The sequence below is a fragment of the Paraburkholderia diazotrophica genome, assembly GCF_038900755.1.
GTDB lineage: Bacteria > Pseudomonadota > Gammaproteobacteria > Burkholderiales > Burkholderiaceae > Paraburkholderia > Paraburkholderia diazotrophica_A.
Map to the genome: position 1 here is coordinate 338,357 of NZ_JBBPEN010000001.1, position 19,345 is coordinate 357,701.

Consider the following 19,345-nt stretch of genomic DNA (forward strand, 5'->3'; position numbering starts at 1 on the left):
TTAATCGCGCTATAGCGATTCGAGCGTCAGCTCCTCGGCCATCAGACGATTGCCCGCCATCAGGCCGCCATCGACGGGCAGCGCGACGCCCGTGATCACGCGCGCCATCGGCGATGCGAGAAAAAGCACGGCATCGGCGATATCGTCGGGCGTCGCGAAGTCGCGCAGCGGATACCACTTCTTCAGGTTCTCGAACACTTGCGGATTCTTGTCGACGCGCGCCTGCCACGCCTTCGTCTTCACAGTGCCCGGACATACGATGTTCGCGCGAATGCCATAACGCCCGAGTTCGATCGCGAGCGACTTCGTATAGCTGATGAGTCCCGCCTTCGCCGCGCTGTACGCGGGATGGCCGAGCGCCGCCATGCCGTTCACCGAGCCGATCAGCACGATCGATCCGCGCTGCCGCTCGATCATCGACGCGCGCACCGCTTCGACCGTGTGATACGTGCCGTTCAGGTTCAGATGCACGTCGCGCTGCCAGCTCGCGGCGTCCGTCGTCGCGAGCGTCAGCCCTTCCGCTGCGCCCGCGTTCGCGACCAGCACATCGACGGGGCCGCGCGCTTGCACCGCTTGCGCAACGCTCTCGCGCACCGCCTCGGCATCGCCGAGATCGACGGCGACGGGCGTCACGTTGTCGGCGCCCAGACTTGCAGCAAGCTCGTTCAGCGCGGTGGCGTCGATATCGAGCGCGAGCACCGTCGCGCCGTCCTCGACGAAACGCCGGCACAACACGCTGCCGATTCCACCGCACGCTCCCGTCACCAGCACGACACGCTTCATGTCCGTCCTCTCCACGTTCCCGGACGGCCTGCGCTCGATGCGCGAAACCGTCGGTCGTCATGTAAATTTCCTACATAGTGCGCATTTTGGGGGTTTGCGAATGATGCGTTCGCTACATAGATCGCCCAACCCGCACCGCACAAAAAGCCCATCTTTTACGGCATCTTATGCAAAAAACCGGACGACAAAAAATATCGTCAGCCCTACGTGACAACATTTTTTTTCGTGTGTAGGATTTTTTCAAACAATCAACCCAAGCAGCCGGCTACGGCGGCGGACCATCCCAGGAGAGACGAAATGTCGTTGCATGCACGTGCTTCCCTCACGCTCGGCAAAGTCGCCGCAGCGCTCGCGTTTGCAGGTCTTGCCCTATCGGCGCACGCCGATACGGTGCGTGTGACGGTCGCGCACTACAGCGACGCGACGGCCCCGTACTTCGAGAAAATGGCCCGCCAGTTCGAGAAGGCCAACCCCGGCACCACGATCAAGATCGAGGACGTGAACTGGGACACGCTGCAACAGAAGCTGCAAACGGACATCTCGGGCAACGCGAACGCCGATCTCGCGATCGTCGGCACGCGCTGGCTGCTCGATTTCGTGAAGGACGACGTGGCCGAGCCGCTCGACGGCTACATGGATGCGAACTTCAAGGGCCGTTTCATCGGCCCGTTCCTCGCGCCTGGCCAGATCAACGGCAAGACGTACGGCCTGCCCATCGCCGCTTCGGCACGCGCGCTCTACTACAACAAGGATCTGCTCGCGAGCGTCGGCTATCCGAATGGCCCGAAGACGTGGAATGACGTGATCGACGCGTCGAAGAAGCTGAAGGCGAAGGGCGTCGCCGGTTTCGGCCTCCAGGGCAAGGAAATCGAAACCGACGTGTACTACTACTATGCGCTGTGGACCAACGGCGGCGACGTGCTGAACAAGCAAGGCAAGGCCGGCTTCGATTCGCCCGCTGGCATCAAGGCAGCGACGCTGTACAAGTCGATGATCGACCAGGGCCTGACGCAGCCTGGCGTGACGGGCTACAGCCGCGAGGACGTGCAGAACCTGTTCAAGCAGGGCCGCGTCGCGATGGTGATCTCCGCGCCGTTCCTCGCGAAGCAGATCAAGAAGGAAGCGCCGAATCTGAAGTACGGCATCGACCCGGTTCCCGTCGGCACGAATGGCGCGACGTATGCCGTCACCGATTCGATCGTGATGTTCAAGAACTCGAAGGTGAAGAAGGACGCGTGGAAGTTCCTCGACTATCTGTTCACGAAGGAACCGCGCGTCGAGTTCACGAGCACGGAAGGCTTCCTGCCGACGACGAAGGCGGAAGCCGCCGACCCCGCGTTCAACGATGCCGACACGAAGGCGTTCATCGCGCTGTTGCCGCAAGCGCGTTTCGCGCCGACGGTGACGGGCTGGGAAGACACCGCGAAGGCCGTGACGAACGCGATGCAGGCCGTCTATCTCGGCAAGGCGAAGCCCGACGATGCGCTGAAACAGGCGGCCAACCAGGCGAACCAGGCGCTCGGCCATTGAAGCGCGCTTGAGCCTTCGTTGACGATTCGTTATTAGCGAAGAAGTACGGAAGCCGCATCGGCTCGATGTCGATGCGGCTTCAAGTTCGATGAGCGCGCGCTGTGCTTTGTTCATGCGAAGCGTGCGTCGTATTGCATCCGGCCCATTCCGTCCCGAGGGCTTCATGAGTTCCAACGCCCAAGCAACTGTCGATCGAGCGCGCATGAGCCGTTCCATCGCGCCGCGCGCCGCCGCGCCCTGGTGGCTGATCGCGCCGAGCCTGATTCTCGCGCTGTTCATCATCAGCTATCCGATCTTCAACATCGTGTACCAGTCGCTGCACGATGTGTCGCGCTTCGGTGCGATTCGCGATTTCACCGGCCTGAAGAACTTCTATACCGTCTTCGCCGATCCCGTGTTTCTCGATTCGCTGCGCCGGACGATCGTCTGGACGGCTTGCGTGGTCGGCGGCACGATCATCATTTCCGTGCCCGTCGCGCTGGTGCTGAATCAGGACTTTCATGGCCGCGGCATCGCGCGCACGATCGTGATGCTGCCATGGTCCGTCTCGCTGACGATGACAGCCGTCGTCTGGCGCTGGGCCTTCAACGACGACTATGGGATGGTCAACGTCACGTTGCAGCGTCTCGGGCTGATCGGCGGGCCGATTCACTGGCTCGCGACGCCCGAACTCGCGTTCCCGGTGGAAATCGCCGTCGGCATCCTCGTGTCGATTCCGTTCACGGTGACGATCCTGCTTGGCGGGCTGTCTTCCGTGCCCGGCGATATCTACGAAGCCGCTCGCATCGACGGCGCAAGCGCGTGGCAGCAGTTCCGCCAGTTGACGCTGCCGTTGCTGCGCCCGTTCGTGAACATGGCGATCCTGCTCAACGTGATCTACGTGTTCAACTCGTTTCCGATCATCTGGGTGATGACGCAAGGCGGCCCCGACAACGGCACGCATATCCTCGTCACGTACCTGTACGAACTGGGCTTCAGGCTCGGACGCCCCGGCCAGGCGGCCGCCGTGTCGCTGGTCATGCTCGTGATGCTGTTCGTGTTCTCGGTGCTGTATCTGCGCATTCAGCCGTCGAAGGAAGGAGAGCCCGCATGAACGCGAAGATGAAGCGCACCGTGTGGTGCTGGCTCGCGCTGTCGCCGCTCGTCGTGATCGTGCTGTTTCCGTTTGCCGTGATGCTGTTCACCGCGTTGAAGCCCGCGCAGGAAGTGTTCATCTATCCGGCGCGCTGGTTCCCCGTGCATTGGCAATGGCAGAACTTCGTCGATATGTGGACGGCCGCGAACTTCGGCGTCGCGTTGCGCAACAGTTGCGTGATCAGCCTGCTTTCGACGGCGCTCGCGCTGGCCGTCAGCCTGCCTGCCGCATATGCGCTCGCGCGCTTTCCGTTTCGCGGACGCGGGCTCTATCGACAGTTCCTGCTCGTCACGCAGATGCTCTCGCCGATTCTGCTGGTGGTCGGCCTGTTCCGCCTCGCCGCGATGATTCCGTATGGCGACGGCAATCTCGTCGACTCGAAGATCGGCGTGATCGTCTCGTACGCGGCGTTCAATATCGCGTTCGCCGTGTGGATGCTGTCGTCGTATTTCCAGACGGTGCCGCGCGATCTCGAAGAGTCGGCGTGGCTCGAAGGATGCAGCCGCTCGCGCGCCGTGTTCAAGGTCTTCTTGCCACTCGCCGTGCCCGCGATCGTCGTGACGGCGATCTTCACGTTCATCAATGCGTGGAACGAGTTTGCCGTCGTCTACACGCTGATCCGCTCGCCGGAAAACAAGACGCTCACCGTGCAAGTCACCGACATGGTGGCGGGCAAGTACGTCGTCGAATGGCATCTGGTGATGGCGGCGACGCTATGCGCGACGTTGCCCGTGTCCGTCGTATTCGCGTGGTTGCAGCGTTATCTCGTGAAGGGGCTCGCGCTCGGGGCGGTGAAGTAACGCGTTCCTGATTCGTCGCGCGACGGTCATCGCGGGTCCGGCTGCGTTTATGGTCCGCAACGTCGTTGTGCGGACGAAGCTGCCGCCGTTGTTCTGCTCATGGAGAGGCGCTTCGTCCGATTCGTGGGTGCGCGCGTTGCGCTAACGTCCTCTGTACGTCAGCGTCGCCGGGTCGCTGCGCATGAAGATCAGGAACCATGGAGAAACGAGCGGCCCGCCCGCGCTATTTGCCGCGACGATGATGTCACAGTGCTTCGTCGTCGTGTCGCAGCGACGAAGCTGTCCCGTCGTCTCGGCCGCGTTGCCCGAGATGGGAATGAACAGCTTTCCATCCGGCCCGAAGAGAATGGCCTGTGCAAAGGCTCTCGGCGCGCCCGGCTCAGACAGCGGCAGCGAATCGCTAAGCCGCCCCGTTCTTCCATCCAGCTTCAGAATCCTGTCCACATCGTTCGCGTCGCTGGTGTCCCGGAAGCTCGTGATCCAGAGATCGCCGTGTTCGTCGAATACGAGTCCCTCGGGACGGTGAAAACCGGGCACGGTCTTGCTGGACGCAAACACGTCGATAAACTTCTTCGAGTTTGGATTGAAGCGCAGCACATACGCAATGAGCGCGTCAGCAGGATCGCCAGGCAGTGGGCAGCCTCTCGCGGAGACATACAACAGCCCATCGGGACCGAAGACCACGCCGCGCGGATAGAAAGCGGGCTTGAAGTCGCGCCGGTCGAGACTGCCGAGGAACGCGCCTGCATCGTTGTATTCGTCCACGGCACCTTCGTTCGCGCAGTCGTCGCCCCGAAGGCCGAGGTCTGCGACGTAAAAGCGGTCGCCCGGATCACCGCGAACAATGCCCTGCGGGGCAAAGGCCGCGCCCCGGTCGGTCGAAGAAACGAGCTTGCCGACGAACATGCCCGTGTTGCTGTCGAAGCGCAAAACCTCGCCGGCTACTGAGCCGAAGTTCTGATTGACCACGATCAGTTGCCCATCGGTGAAGATCATGCCCATCGGGCCGTTCAGGCCTGCTGTTCCCGACTGCACGAATGTGCCTCGCGATGCGCCCGTCGCTGCATCGAAGCGTTTGACGGTGTTGTCGCCGGTATCGCCGACGAAAATGTCATCGGCTCTGGCAACCTGGCTGCCCAGCAGTGTGCCGATCACGACAGCCGCGCCGATCAGAAGCGAACGTCGTGCTTTCGTCATGGCCAAGGTGCGTCTCGTGCGCTGACCGTAGCGCGAAAATAACGGAGTACGTGTGTTCATCGCCTGCCTCCATGAGGTTGTGCATCGTTGTGTTGCCCTGTGTGTCCTTGCACGGACGAGCCGCGTGTTCACGATTCATGCGCACGAACATGCGGCCCGTGTCGTTACGACGTCGTGCGTATCTACCCGCCTGCCGATAAGGCGGCCTTGCTCAAGCAGCGCGTAGCACGCGGCCTTCGCTCAACTGGTCTTGATTAGGGATTTGCGGCCAAAGCACCGAGGTGGCGACGAAACTCGAAGGACAATGCACGAGCATCTGGAGCAAAAGCTGTTGTTCATGGCAGCTCCTTTCGAAGAATCGCCGACAGGCAAAGCGGGCCCTCCGCGCACCTGGACGGTCGATTGACATGCACGCCGGAAATCGAAGCCGGCAAAACAGGACGGTCTTTCTTTTAGTGATCGTTGCCCGCCTGGCAACCGGCTGGCGCCGGATAGGAGTTACGCGTGTATTGAATTACGACAACGGCCTTGGCCAATGAGAGTCAGTCGTTCGTGTCCGCCAAAGCCGTGCGCTCGGCTTAGCGCTTGTCGTGCCAGAACAGGCAACGCCTTGATCGGCAAGGCAACAAAAGGGCTGTGAAAGGCCGCGAGCTTTCACGCAGAAAGAATGCGGCAAGAACCATTTCAATCGTGATACGCGGCGCCTTCAAAATACCTTCTCTATTCGCCAATGTTTCGCCGGCGCTGGCCATTTGAAGGCTGAAACCGTTGCCGGCGTTGGGCGTGAGTCCGCTTGCGCCGAACGTTGCATTCCTGAACGGCGAATATCGGCGCATGGGCATGTTCGGTGTCGCGTCTGGCTGCCGAGCACGCGCCGGAGGGCAATTTGAATCAGCGCCCGCCTGATGCATTACTGAAACCTTCAGCCTGTTTTGGTGGTGCAACGCGTGCCGGCTATCGAAACAATCGCTGAGGCTATTGTCAAAGCCACGATATGCAGAGAGGTGTCGTTCGAAGCGCTATCGTGCTGCATCTCATGGGCGCGCGAAACTCCCGGACGACAATCCCACGGACAATATTCACCACGTTGACACATACAACTCGCTAACATGGGGCGTGACGCGGCGGGCAACACGATGCCACGCTGCTCTGCTTCAAGGCTCATAGACTCACAGTCTCATAGAGTCACAGATTCACAGACGGGAGATCGATTTGACAGAGCGCCACCTTGCATTGCGTGCCGTTGCGAATCCTAAAGACCCATTCGAAAGCCTGTTCATCGACTTGGGCAAACATTCGGCCGACAAGGCGCTCCTCGCCCTGACTGATGCAATGCATGCGCAACAGCGAGACATGAATGCGTATGAGTGGATTCTGAGCGCCCTCCCTGGCGCAACGTTGAAACCCGCATTCGCTATCGGCACGGTCGGCGAACTGTATCGGTCGTTCACGAGGCCGGCCGAGTTCGCACGCCTGAACCGTCTTCACAGATCGTAGCGAATCATTTCCGCATCGTCCGTCGTCGCCCGGACACGGTTGCGTCACGCTTCCAAAGTGGTTACCTCAAATTCGTTCGAATTGGCCATTTCGCATGGCCAATTCAGCGCCTAATCTTCGTCTTGTCGCGCAAGCAAACGCGCTCCATCACTGAGGAAACCATCATGGAACAACGTCTCGACTTCTACAAAGCGAACCCGCATGCGATCAAGGCGATGCTGACCCTCGAAGAACGCATCGGCAAAAGCGACCTCGAAAAATCGCTGGCTGATCTGGTGCGCCTGCGCGCTTCGCAGATCAACGGCTGTGCGTTCTGCGTCGACATGCACACCGCCGACGCGCGCAAGGCCGGCGAAACCGACCGTCGTCTCGCGACGGTCATCGTGTGGCGCGAAACGCCGTTCTTCACGGCCCGCGAGCGCGCGGCGCTCGAATGGACGGAAGCCCTCACGCTGGTGTCCGAGAACCATGTGCCGGACGCGGTGTGGGAAGCAGTGAAGCCGCACTTCAGCGAAGCGGAACTGGTCGACCTGACGCTGCTGATTTCGTCGATCAACGCATGGAACCGCTTTGCGATTTCGTTCAGGAAGCTGCCGTCGTAAGCGCGCTCCAGGCAGCGCAACGAGGTTGAAGAGCAAGCGGGCGATGCCCGCTTTTTCGTGTGTCCGCAGCCTGCGTCGCCGGATCAACGGCGCTATGCTATGGCGTCCATTCAACATCAACAGGAAGACAGACGCTCATGACAACGACAACGGCATCGATGATTACTTTTCGCCGGCCCGACGGCCAGGAACTTCAAGGCTATCTCGCCACGCCCGACAAACCCGAAGGCGCGCCAGCCGTGGTCGTCATTCAGGAATGGTGGGGCTTGAACGATCAGATTCGCGGCGTCGCGAATCGCCTCGCGCAATCAGGCTACGTCGCGCTGGTGCCCGATCTGTATCGCGGCAAATCGACGGTCGAAGAGGAAGAGGCGCACCATCTGATGGATGGGCTCGACTTCGGCGATGCGGCGTCGCAAGACGTTGTCGGCGCGATCCAATACCTGAAGCAACGCGCGGGCCGCGTCGGCGTGATGGGTTACTGCATGGGCGGCGCGCTGACACTTCTCTCGCTGTGCCAGAGCCCCGATGTGTCGGCGGGTGTCGTCTTCTACGGCTACCCTCCGCTCGAATACATCGACGCTTCGAAGATCAAGGCACCCGTGATCGGCCATTGGGCAACGCAAGACGCGGCCTTTCCGATCGCAAACGTGGACACGCTGGAGTCGAAGCTGCGCGAAGCGAACGTCGACGTGCAGTTCCATCGCTATCTCGCACATCACGCGTTCACCAACGAGACCGCTGTCGGCAGCGGACGCATCGCGATCACGCAGTACGACCCTGTATGGTCGCAACTCGCCTGGGACCGAACGCTGACCTTCCTGGGCCGCACGCTGTGGGCGAAGTAAGCGCGCGCGTTCCACGCGGCTGATAGCGGGCGCTCGCCTTTGCGGATCGCAGCGCCCGGCGTGGTCTCACGCAGCGCGTCCCCGTTGCCGAGCGACTTTGGCGCCGCGCCGAACCACGCCGCGTTCACCGATCAGTCGTCGTAGTGACGATGCTTGTGATGGCGCTTGCCGTGGTAGCCGCGGTCGTCCGCATACGAGTTCGAACGCGAGACGTTGCCGCCGAGCGCCGCGCCCGCGCCGCCGCCCAGGGCTGCGCCGATCAGACCGCCTCCGCGTCCGCCCATCGCATTGCCCGCTGCCGTGCCGGCACCGCCGCCCAGCGCGCCGCCGACGATGGCGCCCGTGCGCTCGCGGCGGTTCGACGTAACGGCACCGCCAGCGCCGCCGCCGACCGCGCCGCCGATCACGGCACCCGTGCTGCCGCCGACTGCGCCGCCCAACGCCGCGCCGGCCACACCGCCGAGCGCGCCGCCAAGCGCATTGTTCATATCGCCGGCCAGCGCCGGCACCGACGTCGCAGCCGTAAGCGCTGCAATCGCGACCATTTGAATGATTCGGTTCGACATAGAAGGGTCAGTTGTTTTTAAGACGGCGCGAGTATAACCGGACATCTGAAAGGCGCTAGTAACGCAGGCCGCCCTTCCCCGTAAGAGGTGTAACAAAGTTCGCTTCGCCTGTCCGGATGCCGCCGGAAGCAAGGCGGGAGCGGCTTCGGGCGCATTATTTCGTGTCCGGCACGACACTTTTCACCGGCGCGGCGTTGTGTGATGGCGACGTGGGCTTGCATTATCTGATCGACTCCGCTAGCGCTCGAAACGAGCGGCGATTGATCGCCGCCCGATCGGCATGGAGGATGCTCGACACGGCATGACGAAACGGGCGCCGCGCTGGACGACTCGACACACGCGTCCGGTCACGCGCCGCTATACCACTTGATCAGGAGGATTCGATGAATATCAGCATCATCGGTGCAGGCAACATCGGCAAGGTGCTCGCGCGCCGCCTCGTCGAAAAAGGGCACGCGGTACGCATCGCCAATTCGCGCGGCGGTGCTTCGCTGCAAGCCGTCGCGCAGCAGACGGGCGCAACGGCGAGCAACGTGCCGGACATGATCGCTGACGCCGACGTGATCGTCGTGACTATCCCGCTCGCCAAGGTCCCGCAGCTGCCGAAGGGACTCTTCGACAACGCAAAGCCATCGGCTGTCGTGATCGATACGTGCAACTACTATCCGCGTCAGCGCGACGGCAGGATCGAGGGCATTGAGGCGGGCACGACCGAGAGCCGTTGGGTCGAAGAGCAGATCGGACATCCCGTGGTGAAGGTGTTCAACAACATCTACGCCGCGCATCTCGAAGGCATGGGCAAGCCGTCGGGCGCCGCGGGACGCATCGCGTTGCCCGTCTCCGGCGACGATCCGAAGGCGAAGCAGATCGTATTCGGACTCGTCGACGACATCGGCTTCGATGCCGTGGACACGGGCACGATCGCCGATTCATGGCGTCAGCAGCCAGGCTCGCCCGTCTATACGGCCGACCTCGACGCGCAAGGCGTGAAGGACGCGCTGGCGCGCGCATCGAAGGAACGCACTGCGGATTGGACAGGGACGTCCGCCAGTCCGGGCACGTTCGAAAATCCCACGTGATCGAACGGAAGTCGCACGACTATCACGCGATCGCGCGTCTTCGCGACCGCAGAACGGCCGCCTGCTGCATGACTCGCGCCATGTAGCGACGGCTCACTGAGCAAAGCCGAAGCCGGGCTCGAACTGCTTCCCGACGAAGGCGATATGCGCGTACATCGCTCGTTGCGCAGCATCGGGATCGCGGTCCCGCACCGCGAAGAAAATGGACTCGTGCTGATTGAGCCGCATCGCCGATTGCCTGAACGCGTTCGCATTGTTGAGCGTCGCATCGAACGTATTGGCGGCGATGTGCTCGCGGAGCATCGTGATGACGCTCGCGTAGAACTGGTCGAGCATCCGGTTGTGCGAGGCGGCCGTCAGCGCCGTATGAAACTCGCCGTCGACGATCGCTTCCGCGTCCACGTCGTGTGCCTCGACCGCGTTGCGCATCTTCACGAGAATGGCCTGAAGCCTGTCGAGTTCTGCCGCTGTCGAGCGTTGCGCGGCAAAGCGCGCGGCCGCGCATTCGAAGACGAGCCGGAATTCGAGCGTCTCGGCCCGCAACGGCGGATTCTCCGCGACCAGTTGCAGCCACGGCGCGCTCAGACGCGCAGGCTGCTTCTGCACGACATACACACCGCTGCCCGGCTTCGTTTCGAGCATTCCGCGCGTGACAAGCCGCTGGATCGCCTCGCGCACCGTCGAGCGAGACACGCCCAGCGATTGCGCCAGCGCGCGCTCTGCGGGAAGGCGCGCCGAGGTTTCCCACTCGCCTTCGAGCAGCTTCTCTTCGAGCTGCCGGACGGTCCTGTCGACCGCGCTGGACGAAAGTGTGTGAAATCCCATGCCGGTGCTTCCCGAGATTGGTCTGACCGATTTGCGTCGCCTGGTCGACGAAATCACTATTCGCCACATCGAGCATGCGGACATCCGATACCGCAGCCGATGCTCACAAGCTCCACAATCAGGAGGAAAAACATGGCGGATTCTAACTCACTGGTCATCACGCTGCATGCCGACGACGACGTCGCGATCGCGCGCGGCGCCATCGCGGCGGGCACTACGCTGCACGAACTAAACGGCCTCGTCGTCACCGACGATATTCCCGCTGCGCACAAGGTTGCCGTGCGTTCGATCAGGACGGGCGACCCCGTGCGCCGCTACGGTCAGATCATCGGCTTCGCCACGCAGCCGATCGAGCCAGGCGCGCATGTCCACACGCAAAACGTGTCGATGGGCGACTTCGCGCGCGACTACGCGTACGGCACCAACGTCAAGGTCGTGCCGCCCGCGCCGCAAGCGCTGACCTTCCAGGGCATTCGCCGCGCGGACGGCCGCGTGGCGACGCGCAATTACATCGGCGTCGTCAGCACGGTCAATTGCTCGGCGACGGTGACGAAGCTGGTCACTCAGCATTTCTCCGCGCCCGGCGCGCTCGACACGTGGCCGAACGTCGACGGCATCGTGCCCCTCACGCACAGCTTCGGCTGCTGCATCGACCACAACGGCGAAGGCATCCAGCAACTGCGACGCACGATCGGCGGTTATGTGCGGCATCCGAATTTCGCGGGCGTGGTCGTGATCGGCCTCGGCTGCGAGGCGAACCAGATGGGCGCGATGTTCGTCGCGGAAGGCGTCGAGACGGGCGAGACCGTCGTGCCCCTCGTCATTCAGGAACAGGGCGGCACGCAGAAGACCGTCGACGCGGCGATCGCGGCCGTCGAGAAGCTGCTGCCCATCGCGAACCGCGCGGTGCGCGAGCCGCTTCCCGTATCGCATCTGAACATCGCGCTGCAATGCGGCGGCTCGGACGGCTACTCCGGCATCACGGCGAACCCCGCGCTCGGCGCCGCCGTCGATCTGCTCGTGCAGCACGGCGGCACCGCGATTCTCAGCGAGACGCCCGAGATCTACGGCGCGGAGCACCTGCTCACGCGACGCGCGATCACGCCGGAGGTCGGCGAGAAGATCGTCGAGCGCATCCACTGGTGGGAGAGCTACGCGGAGCGCGAAAAAGGCAGCATCGACAACAATCCGACGCCGGGCAACAAGGCGGGCGGCCTGACGACGATCCTCGAAAAATCGCTCGGTGCCGTAGCGAAGAGCGGCTCGACGCCGCTGATGGACGTCTATCGCTACGCGGAGCCCGTGACGGCCAAAGGCCTCGTGTTCATGGATGCGCCCGGCTATGACCCGATGGGCGCGACGGGGCAGATCGCGAGCGGCGCGAATCTCGTGCTGTTCACGACGGGACGCGGTTCGTGCTTCGGCGCGAAGCCCGCGCCGTCCATCAAGCTCGCGACGAACACGAAGATGTACGCGCGCATGATCGACGACATGGACATCAACTGCGGCGACATCATGGACGGCGACTCGACCGTCGAGAAGAAAGGCCGCGAGATCTTCGACATGATCATCGCGGTGGCGTCGGGTGCGAAGAGCAAGAGCGAGGCGCTCGGCGTGGGCAACGAGGAATTCGTGCCCTGGATGATCGGCGCGCAGATGTAAGGCGTGCGTTCTGGCGCGGCCGGGAGGCCGCGCCGGGGGGCGGATCGCACGATGCTCCACCCCTGCCTCGCCGTTTTACTTGACATCTAAACTATCAAACCCTAAAGTAAAGACGAGCACTCGAGTTGGGGAACCAGCATGCGTATCGTCTGTATTGGCGGCGGCCCGGCCGGGCTGTATTTCGGGCTGTTGATGAAGCGGCGCCATCCGGCGCATGAAGTGATCGTCGTCGAGCGCAACCGCCCGTACGACACGTTCGGCTGGGGCGTGGTGTTTTCCGACCAGACGCTCGGCAATTTGCGCGCCGCCGACGCGAAAAGCGCCGACATGATCCTCGACGCGTTCAATCACTGGGACGACATCGAGATCAACTTTCGCGGCGCGAAGGTGCGCTCGTCGGGGCACGGCTTCTGTGGCATCGGCCGTAAGCGTCTGCTGAACATCCTGCAAGAGCGTTGCGAAGAGCTGGGTGTGAAGCTGGTCTTCGAAACGCAGGTCGTCGACGACGACGATTACGACGCCGACCTCATCATCGCGAGCGACGGCCTGAATAGCGCGATGCGCCAGAAGTACGCGTCGACGTATCAGCCCGACATCGACATGCGCAATTGCCGCTTCGTGTGGCTCGGCACGAAAAAACTCTTCGACGCCTTCACGTTCGCGTTCGAAAAGACCGAATGGGGCTGGTTCCAGGCCCACGCGTACCGCTTCGACGACCAGACGTCGACGTTCATCGTCGAGACGCCCGAGCGCGTGTGGCGCGCCGCCGGCCTCGACGAAATGAGCAAGGAAGACAGCATCGCGTTCTGCGAGCGGCTATTCGCGAAGTATCTCGACGGCCATTCGCTGATGTCGAACGCGAGCCATCTGCGCGGCTCGTCGCAATGGATTCGCTTTCCGCGCGTCGTCAATCGCGAATGGGTGCATTGGAAAACACGCGCGGACAACAAGCGCGTGCCCGTCGTCCTGATGGGCGACGCCGCGCACACCGCGCACTTCTCGATCGGCTCCGGCACCAAGCTCGCGCTCGAAGATGCAATCGAACTCGCGAACAGCATCGACGCGCATCCGCGCGATCTCGCCGCGGCGCTGGCGCACTACACGGAAGTACGCAGCGTCGGCGTGCTGCGCATCCAGAACGCGGCGCGCAATTCGACGGAATGGTTCGAGCACGTCGACCGCTATGCGTCCTTCGAGCCTGAGCAGTTCGCGTATTCGCTGCTCACGCGCTCGCAGCGCATTTCGCACGAGAACCTGCGCGAACGCGATGCCGCTTATCTTTCGTCATTCGAAGACTGGCTCGCCGCGCGCGCGGGCATCGAACGCGACCAGCAGAAGCATTCCATCCCGCCAATGTTCACGCCGTTCAAGCTGCGCGGCGTGACGCTGAAGAACCGCGTCGTCGTCTCGCCGATGGCGCAGTATTCGGCCGTCGACGGCGTGGCGGGCGACTATCATCTGATGCATCTCGGCGCGCGTGCAATGGGCGGCGCGGCGCTCGTGATGACGGAAATGACCTGCGTGTCGCCGGAGGCGCGCATCACGCCCGGATGTCCCGGCATGTATGCGCCCGGGCATCTCGCCGCGTGGCGCCGCATCGTGCAGTTCGTGCATGCGCAAACCGACGCGAAGATCGGCATGCAGCTCGGCCATGCCGGCGCGAAGGCTTCGACGCGCGTCAGTTGGGAAGGTATCGATCAGCCTTTGCCCAACGGCAACTGGCCGCTGGTGTCGGCGTCGCCGCAGCAGTATTTGCGCGGCGTCAGCCAATGGTCGCGCGAAGCGACGCATGACGAACTACGCGAAATCGAAGCGCAATTCGTGCGCGCGACGCGCATGGCCGCTGACGCGGGCTTCGACTGGCTCGAACTGCACTGCGCGCACGGCTACTTTCTGTCGAGCTTTCTGTCGCCGCTCACCAACCATCGCACCGACGAATACGGCGGCTCGCTCGCGAACCGTCTGCGTTATCCGCTGCAGGTGTTCGCCGCGATGCGCGAGGTATGGCCGCAGGACAAGCCGATGTCGGTGCGTATTTCCGCGCACGACTGGGTCGACGGCGGCACGACGCCCGACGATGCCGTCGAGATCGCGCGCGCCTTCAAGGCTGCGGGCGCCGACATGATCGACGTGTCGTCGGGCCAGGTCAGCAAGGAAGAAAAGCCCGTGTTCGGCCGCATGTTCCAGACGCCATTCGCGGATCGCATCCGCAACGAGGCGGGCATCGCAACGATCGCAGTCGGCGCGATTTCCGAAGCCGATCACGTGAACAGCATCATCGCGGCGGGCCGCGCGGATCTGTGCGCGATCGCGCGCCCACACCTCGCGAATCCTTCGTGGACCTTGAACGAAGCCGCGAAGATCGGCTACTTCGATGTGAACTGGCCGAAGCAATACATGGCGGCCAAATCGCAGCTCGAACGCAATTACGAACGCGAGCGCGCTCAGGCCGCAGAAAATGCGCGCCTGTCGCCGCTCGAACGCGCGCAACGCGCGGAAGGAACGGTTTGATGAACACCACGCTTGCAGGCAAGCATGCCGTCGTGACGGGCGGCGGCAGCGGCATCGGCGCTGCAACCGCCGAAGCGCTCGTTCGCGCGGGCGCGCGCGTCACGTTGATGGGCCGCGACGCGGCACGTCTCGCCGCGCAACGCGAAACGTTGAGCCGGCACGGCGAAGTGGCCACATGCATCAGCGTCGACGTGTGCAATGAAAGTGCTGTAAACAAGGCATTTTCCGAAGCCGCGTCGAATGCGGGCCCGATCGACGTGCTCGTCAACAACGCGGGCCAGGCCCAGGCTGCGCCGTTCGCGAACACGGACATGGCGCTCTGGCAACGCATGCTCGACGTCAACCTGACGGGCGTGTTTCTCTGCACGCGCGCCGTGTTGCCATCGATGCTCGAACGCGGCTACGGACGCATCGTGAATGTCGCGAGCACGGCGGGACAGATCGGCTACGCTATTGTCGCCGCTTATTGCGCGGCGAAACACGGCGTGATCGGACTCACGCGTTCGCTCGCGCTCGAAGTCGCGACGAAGGGCGTCACCGTCAACGCCGTGTGTCCCGGCTATACGGAAACGGAACTGCTGCGGGCATCGCTCGATCAGATCACGGCGAAAACATCGCGGAGCGAACAGGAAGCGCGCGACGTCCTCGTGCGCCACAACCCGCAGCGCCGCTTCGTCGAACCCGCCGAAGTCGCGAACGCAGTGCTATGGCTGTGCATGCCGGGCTCCGAATCCATCACAGGTCAATCGATTTCCGTTTCAGGCGGAGAAGTCACATGAGTCAAGCTGCAAGGAAAAAGGCCACCGACGCGGCCGAAACAAAGCCCACGCGCAAAGGCGTCGCGAAGCCCGCTGAAAACGTCGTGGACATGGAAATGAGCACGGGCGCCGATAGCCACATGGGCTTGCGTCTATGGCTGCGCATGCTGACGACGACGAACCTCGTGCAAGCGGAATTGCGCAAGCGCCTGCGCAACGAATTCGATACGACGCTGCCGCGCTTCGACTTGATGGCGCAGCTCGAGCGTCATCCGGAAGGACTGAAGATGACGGAACTGTCGCGCCGTCTGATGGTGACGGGCGGCAACATCACGGGCATTACCGATCAGCTGGAAAAAGAAGGGCTCGTCGCGCGCGACGCCGATCCAAACGACCGCCGCTCGACGAGCGTGCGCCTGACGACGGAAGGCCGCGCGCTGTTCGACAACATGGCCGTCGCGCACGAGCAATGGGTCGTCGAAATGTTCGGCGGCCTCGATCTGGACGAGAAATCGCGCACGCATCAAAAGCTCGGCAAGCTCAAGCAGCATCTGCTGAACACGATCAAGAGCTAGGAGACAACGATGACCTTATCCGCTGCCGACGCCCTGCTGGCCGGCAATCGCACGACGCTCGCCACATATGACGCGAAGCACTTTGGCTGGTCCGTCGAAGCGGGCGTCGCGAGCGTCACGCTGAATCGTCCCGAGCGCAAGAACCCGCTGACCTTCGAATCGTACGCGGAACTGCGCGATCTCTTTCGACAGCTCGCCTACGCGACCGATGTGAAAGCAGTCGTGATTCACGGCGCGGGCGAGAACTTCTGTTCGGGCGGCGACGTGCACGACATCATCGGCCCACTGATCGATCTGCCGATGCCCGAGCTGCTGCTCTTCACGCGCATGACGGGCGATCTCGTGAAAGCGATGCGGCATTGCCCGCAGCCCATCATCGCGGCGGTCGATGGCGTGTGCGCGGGCGCGGGCGCGATTCTCGCGATGGCGTCCGACATGCGGCTCTCCACTGCGCGCAGCAAACTCGCGTTCCTGTTTTCGCGCGTGGGTCTCGCGGGCTGCGATATGGGTGCCTGTTCGATCCTCCCGCGCATCATCGGCCAGGGACGTGCCGCCGAACTGCTGTACACAGGACGCTCCGCCAGTGGTGACGAAGGCTACGCGTGGGGCTTCTACAACCGCCTGTGCGCGCCGGAAGCGCTGCTCGACGAAGCGTTGAAGCTCGCCGCCGATCTCGTCGCGGGCCCGACGTTCGCTCACGGCATCACGAAGAAGATGCTGCATCAGGAATGGAGCATGAGCATCGACGAGGCGATCGAATCCGAAGCGCAGGCGCAAGCCATCTGCATGACGACGCGCGATTTCGAGCGCGCATATCGCGCATTCGCGGCCAAGTCGCGGCCGGTGTTCGAAGGAGACTGATCGTGAATCAAGGTTCAAACCACGGCGATCCGCACAGCACGCTGGCCTGGCCGTTCTTCGAAGCGCGTCATCGTGAACTGGCAGAAGCGATAGAGACATGGGCAACGCAACATCTCGCGCACGTACAGCATGAAGATACCGATGCGGCGTGCAAGCAACTCGTGCGCGCATTGGGTGAAGCGGGCTGGCTGAAGTACGGTGTGGGCGGCACGCAATACGGCGGGCACGGCGATACGATCGACACGCGCGCCGTATGTCTGCTGCGCGAAACGCTCGCGAAGCACGACGGTCTCGCCGATTTCGCGCTCGCGATGCAAGGCCTCGGCTCCGGCGCAATTACGCTCGCGGGTACACACGAGCAGAAGACGCGCTATCTGCCGCGCGTCGCAAACGGCGAAGCGATTGCAGCGTTCGCATTATCGGAGCCCGAAGCGGGATCGGACGTCGCCGCGATGTCGTTGCAGGCGCGCGCAGAAGGCGATGCCTACGTTCTCGACGGCGACAAGACGTGGATCTCGAACGGCGGCATCGCAGACTTTTATGTGGTGTTCGCGAGAACGGGCGAAGCACCGGGCGCCCGCGGCATCAGTGCGTTTATCGTCGATGCGGACACGCCTGGCCTGGAGATCGCCGAACGCATCGACGTGATCGCGCCTCATCCGCTCGCGCGTCTCCATTTCGACGGCGCGCGCGTGCCGCGCAGCCAGATGCTCGGTGCGCCCGGCGAAGGCTTCAAGATCGCGATGCGCACGCTCGATATCTTTCGCACGTCGGTCGCGGCTGCATCGTTGGGTTTTGCGCGTCGCGCGATGCAGGAAGGACTCGCGCGCGCCGCGTCGCGCAAGATGTTCGGCCAGACGCTCGGCGACTTTCAACTTACGCAGACGAAGCTCGCTCAGATGGCGTTGACGATCGACAGCAGCGCGCTGCTCGTCTATCGCGCCGCGTGGCTGCGCGATCAGGGCGAAAGCGTCACACGCGAAGCCGCGATGGCGAAGTGGCACGCGAGCGAAGGCGCGCAGCAGGTGATCGATGCCGCCGTGCAACTGTGGGGCGGCATGGGCGTGCGAAGCGGCGCAACCGTCGAGCGGCTGTATCGCGAGATTCGCGCGCTGCGCATCTATGAAGGCGCAACGGAAGTGCAGCAACTGATTGTCGGCCGCGATCTGCTGAAAGCGCATGCGGCGAGCCAGCAACAGGAGCGCACGCGATGAACGCATCGTTCGACATGCCCGTGCGCATCCGCTTCGCGCATTGCGACCCTGCGGGCATCGTCTACTTTCCGCAGTATCTGGTGATGACGAATATGCTCGTCGAAGAGTGGTTCAACGAGCGTCTTGCCATCGACTACGCGCACATGATTCAGACGCGTCGCGTCGGTCTGCCGATCGTGAAGCTCGATTGCGAGTTCTCGCGGCCGAGCCGCATGGGCGAAACGATCACGCTGTCGCTCGATGTGACGCGTATCGGGCGCCGCTCGATCGGCCTCGCGATCGTTGCACGCTGCGCGGATGAAGTGCGCTTTCGCGCAATACAGGTGCTCGTTACGACATCGCTGGAAAGCGGCCAGTCCATCGACATTCCCGATGACATCGCGACGGCGCTTGCAGCGTTCGCGCCGCATGCCGTTCAATCCGAGGAGCAACGCTCATGAAAAAGAAACCGCTACTGCCTGCGGACTGGGTAAAGCCGCGCGGCTACGCGAATGGTGTCGCGGCGAGCGGCACGCAGGTGTATATCGCCGGACAGATCGGCTGGGACGCGCAAGCGCGCATGACGAGCGATCTCTTCGCCGAGCAGGCCGCCCAGGCGCTGCGCAATGTGCTCGCCATATTGCGCGAAGCGGGCGGCCGGCCCGAGCATCTTGTGCGAATGACGTGGTACGTCACCGACAAGCGCGAGTATCTCGCGTCGCTCAGGGAGATCGGCCAGGCGTTCCGCGAGCTGATCGGCGACTACGACATTGCGATGAGCGCGGTGCAGGTCGTCGCGCTGATCGAGGACGAAGCCAAGGTCGAGATCGAAGCGACAGCCGTGATTACCGACTAGGCCCGCTTCGTATCCGCGCAGACCGACCCGTTCCGCGCGACTTGCACCGACTTGCACGACTAGCACG

At 63.0% G+C, this 19,345-nt stretch carries 19 protein-coding genes; 14 read left to right on the forward strand and 5 right to left on the reverse strand.

Annotated features, from left to right (window positions below; all coding sequences use genetic code 11):
* Positions 1-9: 9 nt before the first annotated feature.
* A complete protein-coding gene (locus tag AABE10_RS01610; protein WP_342931550.1) occupies positions 10-783 on the reverse strand; it encodes an SDR family oxidoreductase in 774 nt (257 codons plus the stop codon).
* A gap of 297 nt (positions 784-1,080) precedes the next feature.
* Here AABE10_RS01610 and AABE10_RS01615 point away from each other — a divergent pair, with 297 nt between their 5' ends.
* From AABE10_RS01615 to AABE10_RS01625, 3 genes are all read left to right on the forward strand, one after another.
* Positions 1,081-2,313: a sugar ABC transporter substrate-binding protein gene (locus tag AABE10_RS01615; protein WP_342931551.1), complete on the forward strand. Its 1,233-nt coding sequence runs from the start codon at positions 1,081-1,083 to the stop codon at positions 2,311-2,313.
* Between the two features lie 202 nt (positions 2,314-2,515).
* Complete coding sequence (locus AABE10_RS01620; RefSeq protein ID WP_342931552.1) at positions 2,516-3,406, forward strand: sugar ABC transporter permease; 891 nt, start codon at positions 2,516-2,518, stop codon at positions 3,404-3,406.
* Positions 3,403-4,248: a carbohydrate ABC transporter permease gene (locus AABE10_RS01625; RefSeq protein ID WP_087732933.1), complete on the forward strand. Its 846-nt coding sequence runs from the start codon at positions 3,403-3,405 to the stop codon at positions 4,246-4,248. The genes AABE10_RS01620 and AABE10_RS01625 overlap by 4 nt, the downstream gene beginning before the upstream one ends.
* A 141-nt stretch (positions 4,249-4,389) precedes the next feature.
* Here the strand turns inward: AABE10_RS01625 and AABE10_RS01630 are convergent, their stop codons facing one another.
* Positions 4,390-5,445 (reverse strand): hypothetical protein, encoded by a 1,056-nt coding sequence (locus tag AABE10_RS01630; protein WP_342931553.1) that lies wholly within the window; start codon positions 5,443-5,445, stop codon positions 4,390-4,392.
* 578 nt (positions 5,446-6,023) lie between these two features.
* Positions 6,024-6,281, reverse strand: coding sequence for a hypothetical protein (locus AABE10_RS01635; protein ID WP_342931554.1), 258 nt, complete (start codon positions 6,279-6,281; stop codon positions 6,024-6,026).
* Positions 6,282-7,106: 825 nt separating this feature from the next.
* Here AABE10_RS01635 and AABE10_RS01640 point away from each other — a divergent pair.
* The gene (locus AABE10_RS01640) at positions 7,107-7,544 is read left to right on the forward strand and encodes a carboxymuconolactone decarboxylase family protein (RefSeq protein WP_342931555.1); all 438 of its coding nucleotides are present in this window, start codon (positions 7,107-7,109) and stop codon (positions 7,542-7,544) included.
* Between the two features lie 137 nt (positions 7,545-7,681).
* Positions 7,682-8,392, forward strand: coding sequence for a dienelactone hydrolase family protein (locus AABE10_RS01645; protein ID WP_342931556.1), 711 nt, complete (start codon positions 7,682-7,684; stop codon positions 8,390-8,392).
* 131 nt (positions 8,393-8,523) lie between these two features.
* Here the strand turns inward: AABE10_RS01645 and AABE10_RS01650 are convergent, their stop codons facing one another.
* Positions 8,524-8,958 carry a hypothetical protein gene (locus tag AABE10_RS01650; protein WP_342931557.1) on the reverse strand — a complete coding sequence of 145 codons (435 nt, stop codon included), beginning with the start codon at positions 8,956-8,958 and terminating at the stop codon, positions 8,524-8,526.
* A gap of 359 nt (positions 8,959-9,317) precedes the next feature.
* On the opposite strand from AABE10_RS01650, the gene AABE10_RS01655 reads away from it, so the two are divergent.
* Complete coding sequence (locus AABE10_RS01655) at positions 9,318-10,037, forward strand: NADPH-dependent F420 reductase (protein ID WP_342932229.1); 720 nt, start codon at positions 9,318-9,320, stop codon at positions 10,035-10,037.
* 93 nt (positions 10,038-10,130) lie between these two features.
* On the opposite strand, the gene AABE10_RS01660 is transcribed toward AABE10_RS01655, so the two are convergent.
* Complete coding sequence (locus tag AABE10_RS01660; RefSeq protein ID WP_342931558.1) at positions 10,131-10,862, reverse strand: FadR/GntR family transcriptional regulator; 732 nt, start codon at positions 10,860-10,862, stop codon at positions 10,131-10,133.
* Positions 10,863-10,994: 132 nt separating this feature from the next.
* Between AABE10_RS01660 and AABE10_RS01665 the strand changes: the two genes are divergently transcribed.
* From AABE10_RS01665 to AABE10_RS01700, 8 genes are all read left to right on the forward strand, one after another.
* Positions 10,995-12,524, forward strand: coding sequence for an altronate dehydratase family protein (locus AABE10_RS01665; protein ID WP_342931559.1), 1,530 nt, complete (start codon positions 10,995-10,997; stop codon positions 12,522-12,524).
* Positions 12,525-12,662: 138 nt separating this feature from the next.
* Positions 12,663-15,035, forward strand: a complete 2,373-nt coding sequence (locus AABE10_RS01670; RefSeq protein WP_342931560.1) for a bifunctional salicylyl-CoA 5-hydroxylase/oxidoreductase — start codon at positions 12,663-12,665, stop codon at positions 15,033-15,035.
* Positions 15,035-15,814 carry an SDR family NAD(P)-dependent oxidoreductase gene (locus tag AABE10_RS01675; RefSeq protein ID WP_342931561.1) on the forward strand — a complete coding sequence of 260 codons (780 nt, stop codon included), beginning with the start codon at positions 15,035-15,037 and terminating at the stop codon, positions 15,812-15,814. Before AABE10_RS01670 ends, AABE10_RS01675 begins: the two co-directional genes overlap by 1 nt.
* Positions 15,811-16,368, forward strand: a complete 558-nt coding sequence (locus AABE10_RS01680) for a MarR family transcriptional regulator (RefSeq protein ID WP_342931562.1) — start codon at positions 15,811-15,813, stop codon at positions 16,366-16,368. Before AABE10_RS01675 ends, AABE10_RS01680 begins: the two co-directional genes overlap by 4 nt.
* Positions 16,369-16,377: 9 nt before the next feature.
* On the forward strand, positions 16,378-17,229 hold the full coding sequence (locus AABE10_RS01685; protein ID WP_342931563.1) for an enoyl-CoA hydratase family protein: 852 nt from the start codon (positions 16,378-16,380) through the stop codon (positions 17,227-17,229).
* A 2-nt stretch (positions 17,230-17,231) separates the two neighbouring features.
* Positions 17,232-18,443 (forward strand): acyl-CoA dehydrogenase family protein, encoded by a 1,212-nt coding sequence (locus tag AABE10_RS01690; protein ID WP_342931564.1) that lies wholly within the window; start codon positions 17,232-17,234, stop codon positions 18,441-18,443.
* Entirely contained in the window at positions 18,440-18,883 is a 444-nt protein-coding gene (locus AABE10_RS01695; protein WP_342931565.1) for a thioesterase family protein, read from the forward strand. The genes AABE10_RS01690 and AABE10_RS01695 overlap by 4 nt, the downstream gene beginning before the upstream one ends.
* Positions 18,880-19,278 (forward strand): RidA family protein, encoded by a 399-nt coding sequence (locus AABE10_RS01700; RefSeq protein WP_342931566.1) that lies wholly within the window; start codon positions 18,880-18,882, stop codon positions 19,276-19,278. Before AABE10_RS01695 ends, AABE10_RS01700 begins: the two co-directional genes overlap by 4 nt.
* Positions 19,279-19,345 lie beyond the last annotated feature (67 nt).

Excerpts from the sequence above, each read along its gene's own strand:
- AABE10_RS01695 (WP_342931565.1), top strand. The coding sequence starts at position 18,440 with ATGAACGCATCGTTCGACATGCCCGTGCGCATCCGCTTCGCGCATTGC.
- AABE10_RS01680 (WP_342931562.1), top strand. The coding sequence starts at position 15,811 with ATGAGTCAAGCTGCAAGGAAAAAGGCCACCGACGCGGCCGAAACAAAG.
- AABE10_RS01615 (WP_342931551.1), top strand. The coding sequence starts at position 1,081 with ATGTCGTTGCATGCACGTGCTTCCCTCACGCTCGGCAAAGTCGCCGCA.
- AABE10_RS01700 (WP_342931566.1), top strand. The coding sequence starts at position 18,880 with ATGAAAAAGAAACCGCTACTGCCTGCGGACTGGGTAAAGCCGCGCGGC.
- AABE10_RS01650 (WP_342931557.1), bottom strand. The coding sequence starts at position 8,958 with ATGTCGAACCGAATCATTCAAATGGTCGCGATTGCAGCGCTTACGGCT.
- AABE10_RS01645 (WP_342931556.1), top strand. The coding sequence starts at position 7,682 with ATGACAACGACAACGGCATCGATGATTACTTTTCGCCGGCCCGACGGC.
- AABE10_RS01630 (WP_342931553.1), bottom strand. The coding sequence starts at position 5,445 with ATGACGAAAGCACGACGTTCGCTTCTGATCGGCGCGGCTGTCGTGATC.
- AABE10_RS01685 (WP_342931563.1), top strand. The coding sequence starts at position 16,378 with ATGACCTTATCCGCTGCCGACGCCCTGCTGGCCGGCAATCGCACGACG.
- AABE10_RS01670 (WP_342931560.1), top strand. The coding sequence starts at position 12,663 with ATGCGTATCGTCTGTATTGGCGGCGGCCCGGCCGGGCTGTATTTCGGG.
- AABE10_RS01625 (WP_087732933.1), top strand. The coding sequence starts at position 3,403 with ATGAACGCGAAGATGAAGCGCACCGTGTGGTGCTGGCTCGCGCTGTCG.
- AABE10_RS01660 (WP_342931558.1), bottom strand. The coding sequence starts at position 10,862 with ATGGGATTTCACACACTTTCGTCCAGCGCGGTCGACAGGACCGTCCGG.
- AABE10_RS01665 (WP_342931559.1), top strand. The coding sequence starts at position 10,995 with ATGGCGGATTCTAACTCACTGGTCATCACGCTGCATGCCGACGACGAC.
- AABE10_RS01635 (WP_342931554.1), bottom strand. The coding sequence starts at position 6,281 with ATGCGCCGATATTCGCCGTTCAGGAATGCAACGTTCGGCGCAAGCGGA.
- AABE10_RS01640 (WP_342931555.1), top strand. The coding sequence starts at position 7,107 with ATGGAACAACGTCTCGACTTCTACAAAGCGAACCCGCATGCGATCAAG.
- AABE10_RS01620 (WP_342931552.1), top strand. The coding sequence starts at position 2,516 with ATGAGCCGTTCCATCGCGCCGCGCGCCGCCGCGCCCTGGTGGCTGATC.
- AABE10_RS01675 (WP_342931561.1), top strand. The coding sequence starts at position 15,035 with ATGAACACCACGCTTGCAGGCAAGCATGCCGTCGTGACGGGCGGCGGC.
- AABE10_RS01610 (WP_342931550.1), bottom strand. The coding sequence starts at position 783 with ATGAAGCGTGTCGTGCTGGTGACGGGAGCGTGCGGTGGAATCGGCAGC.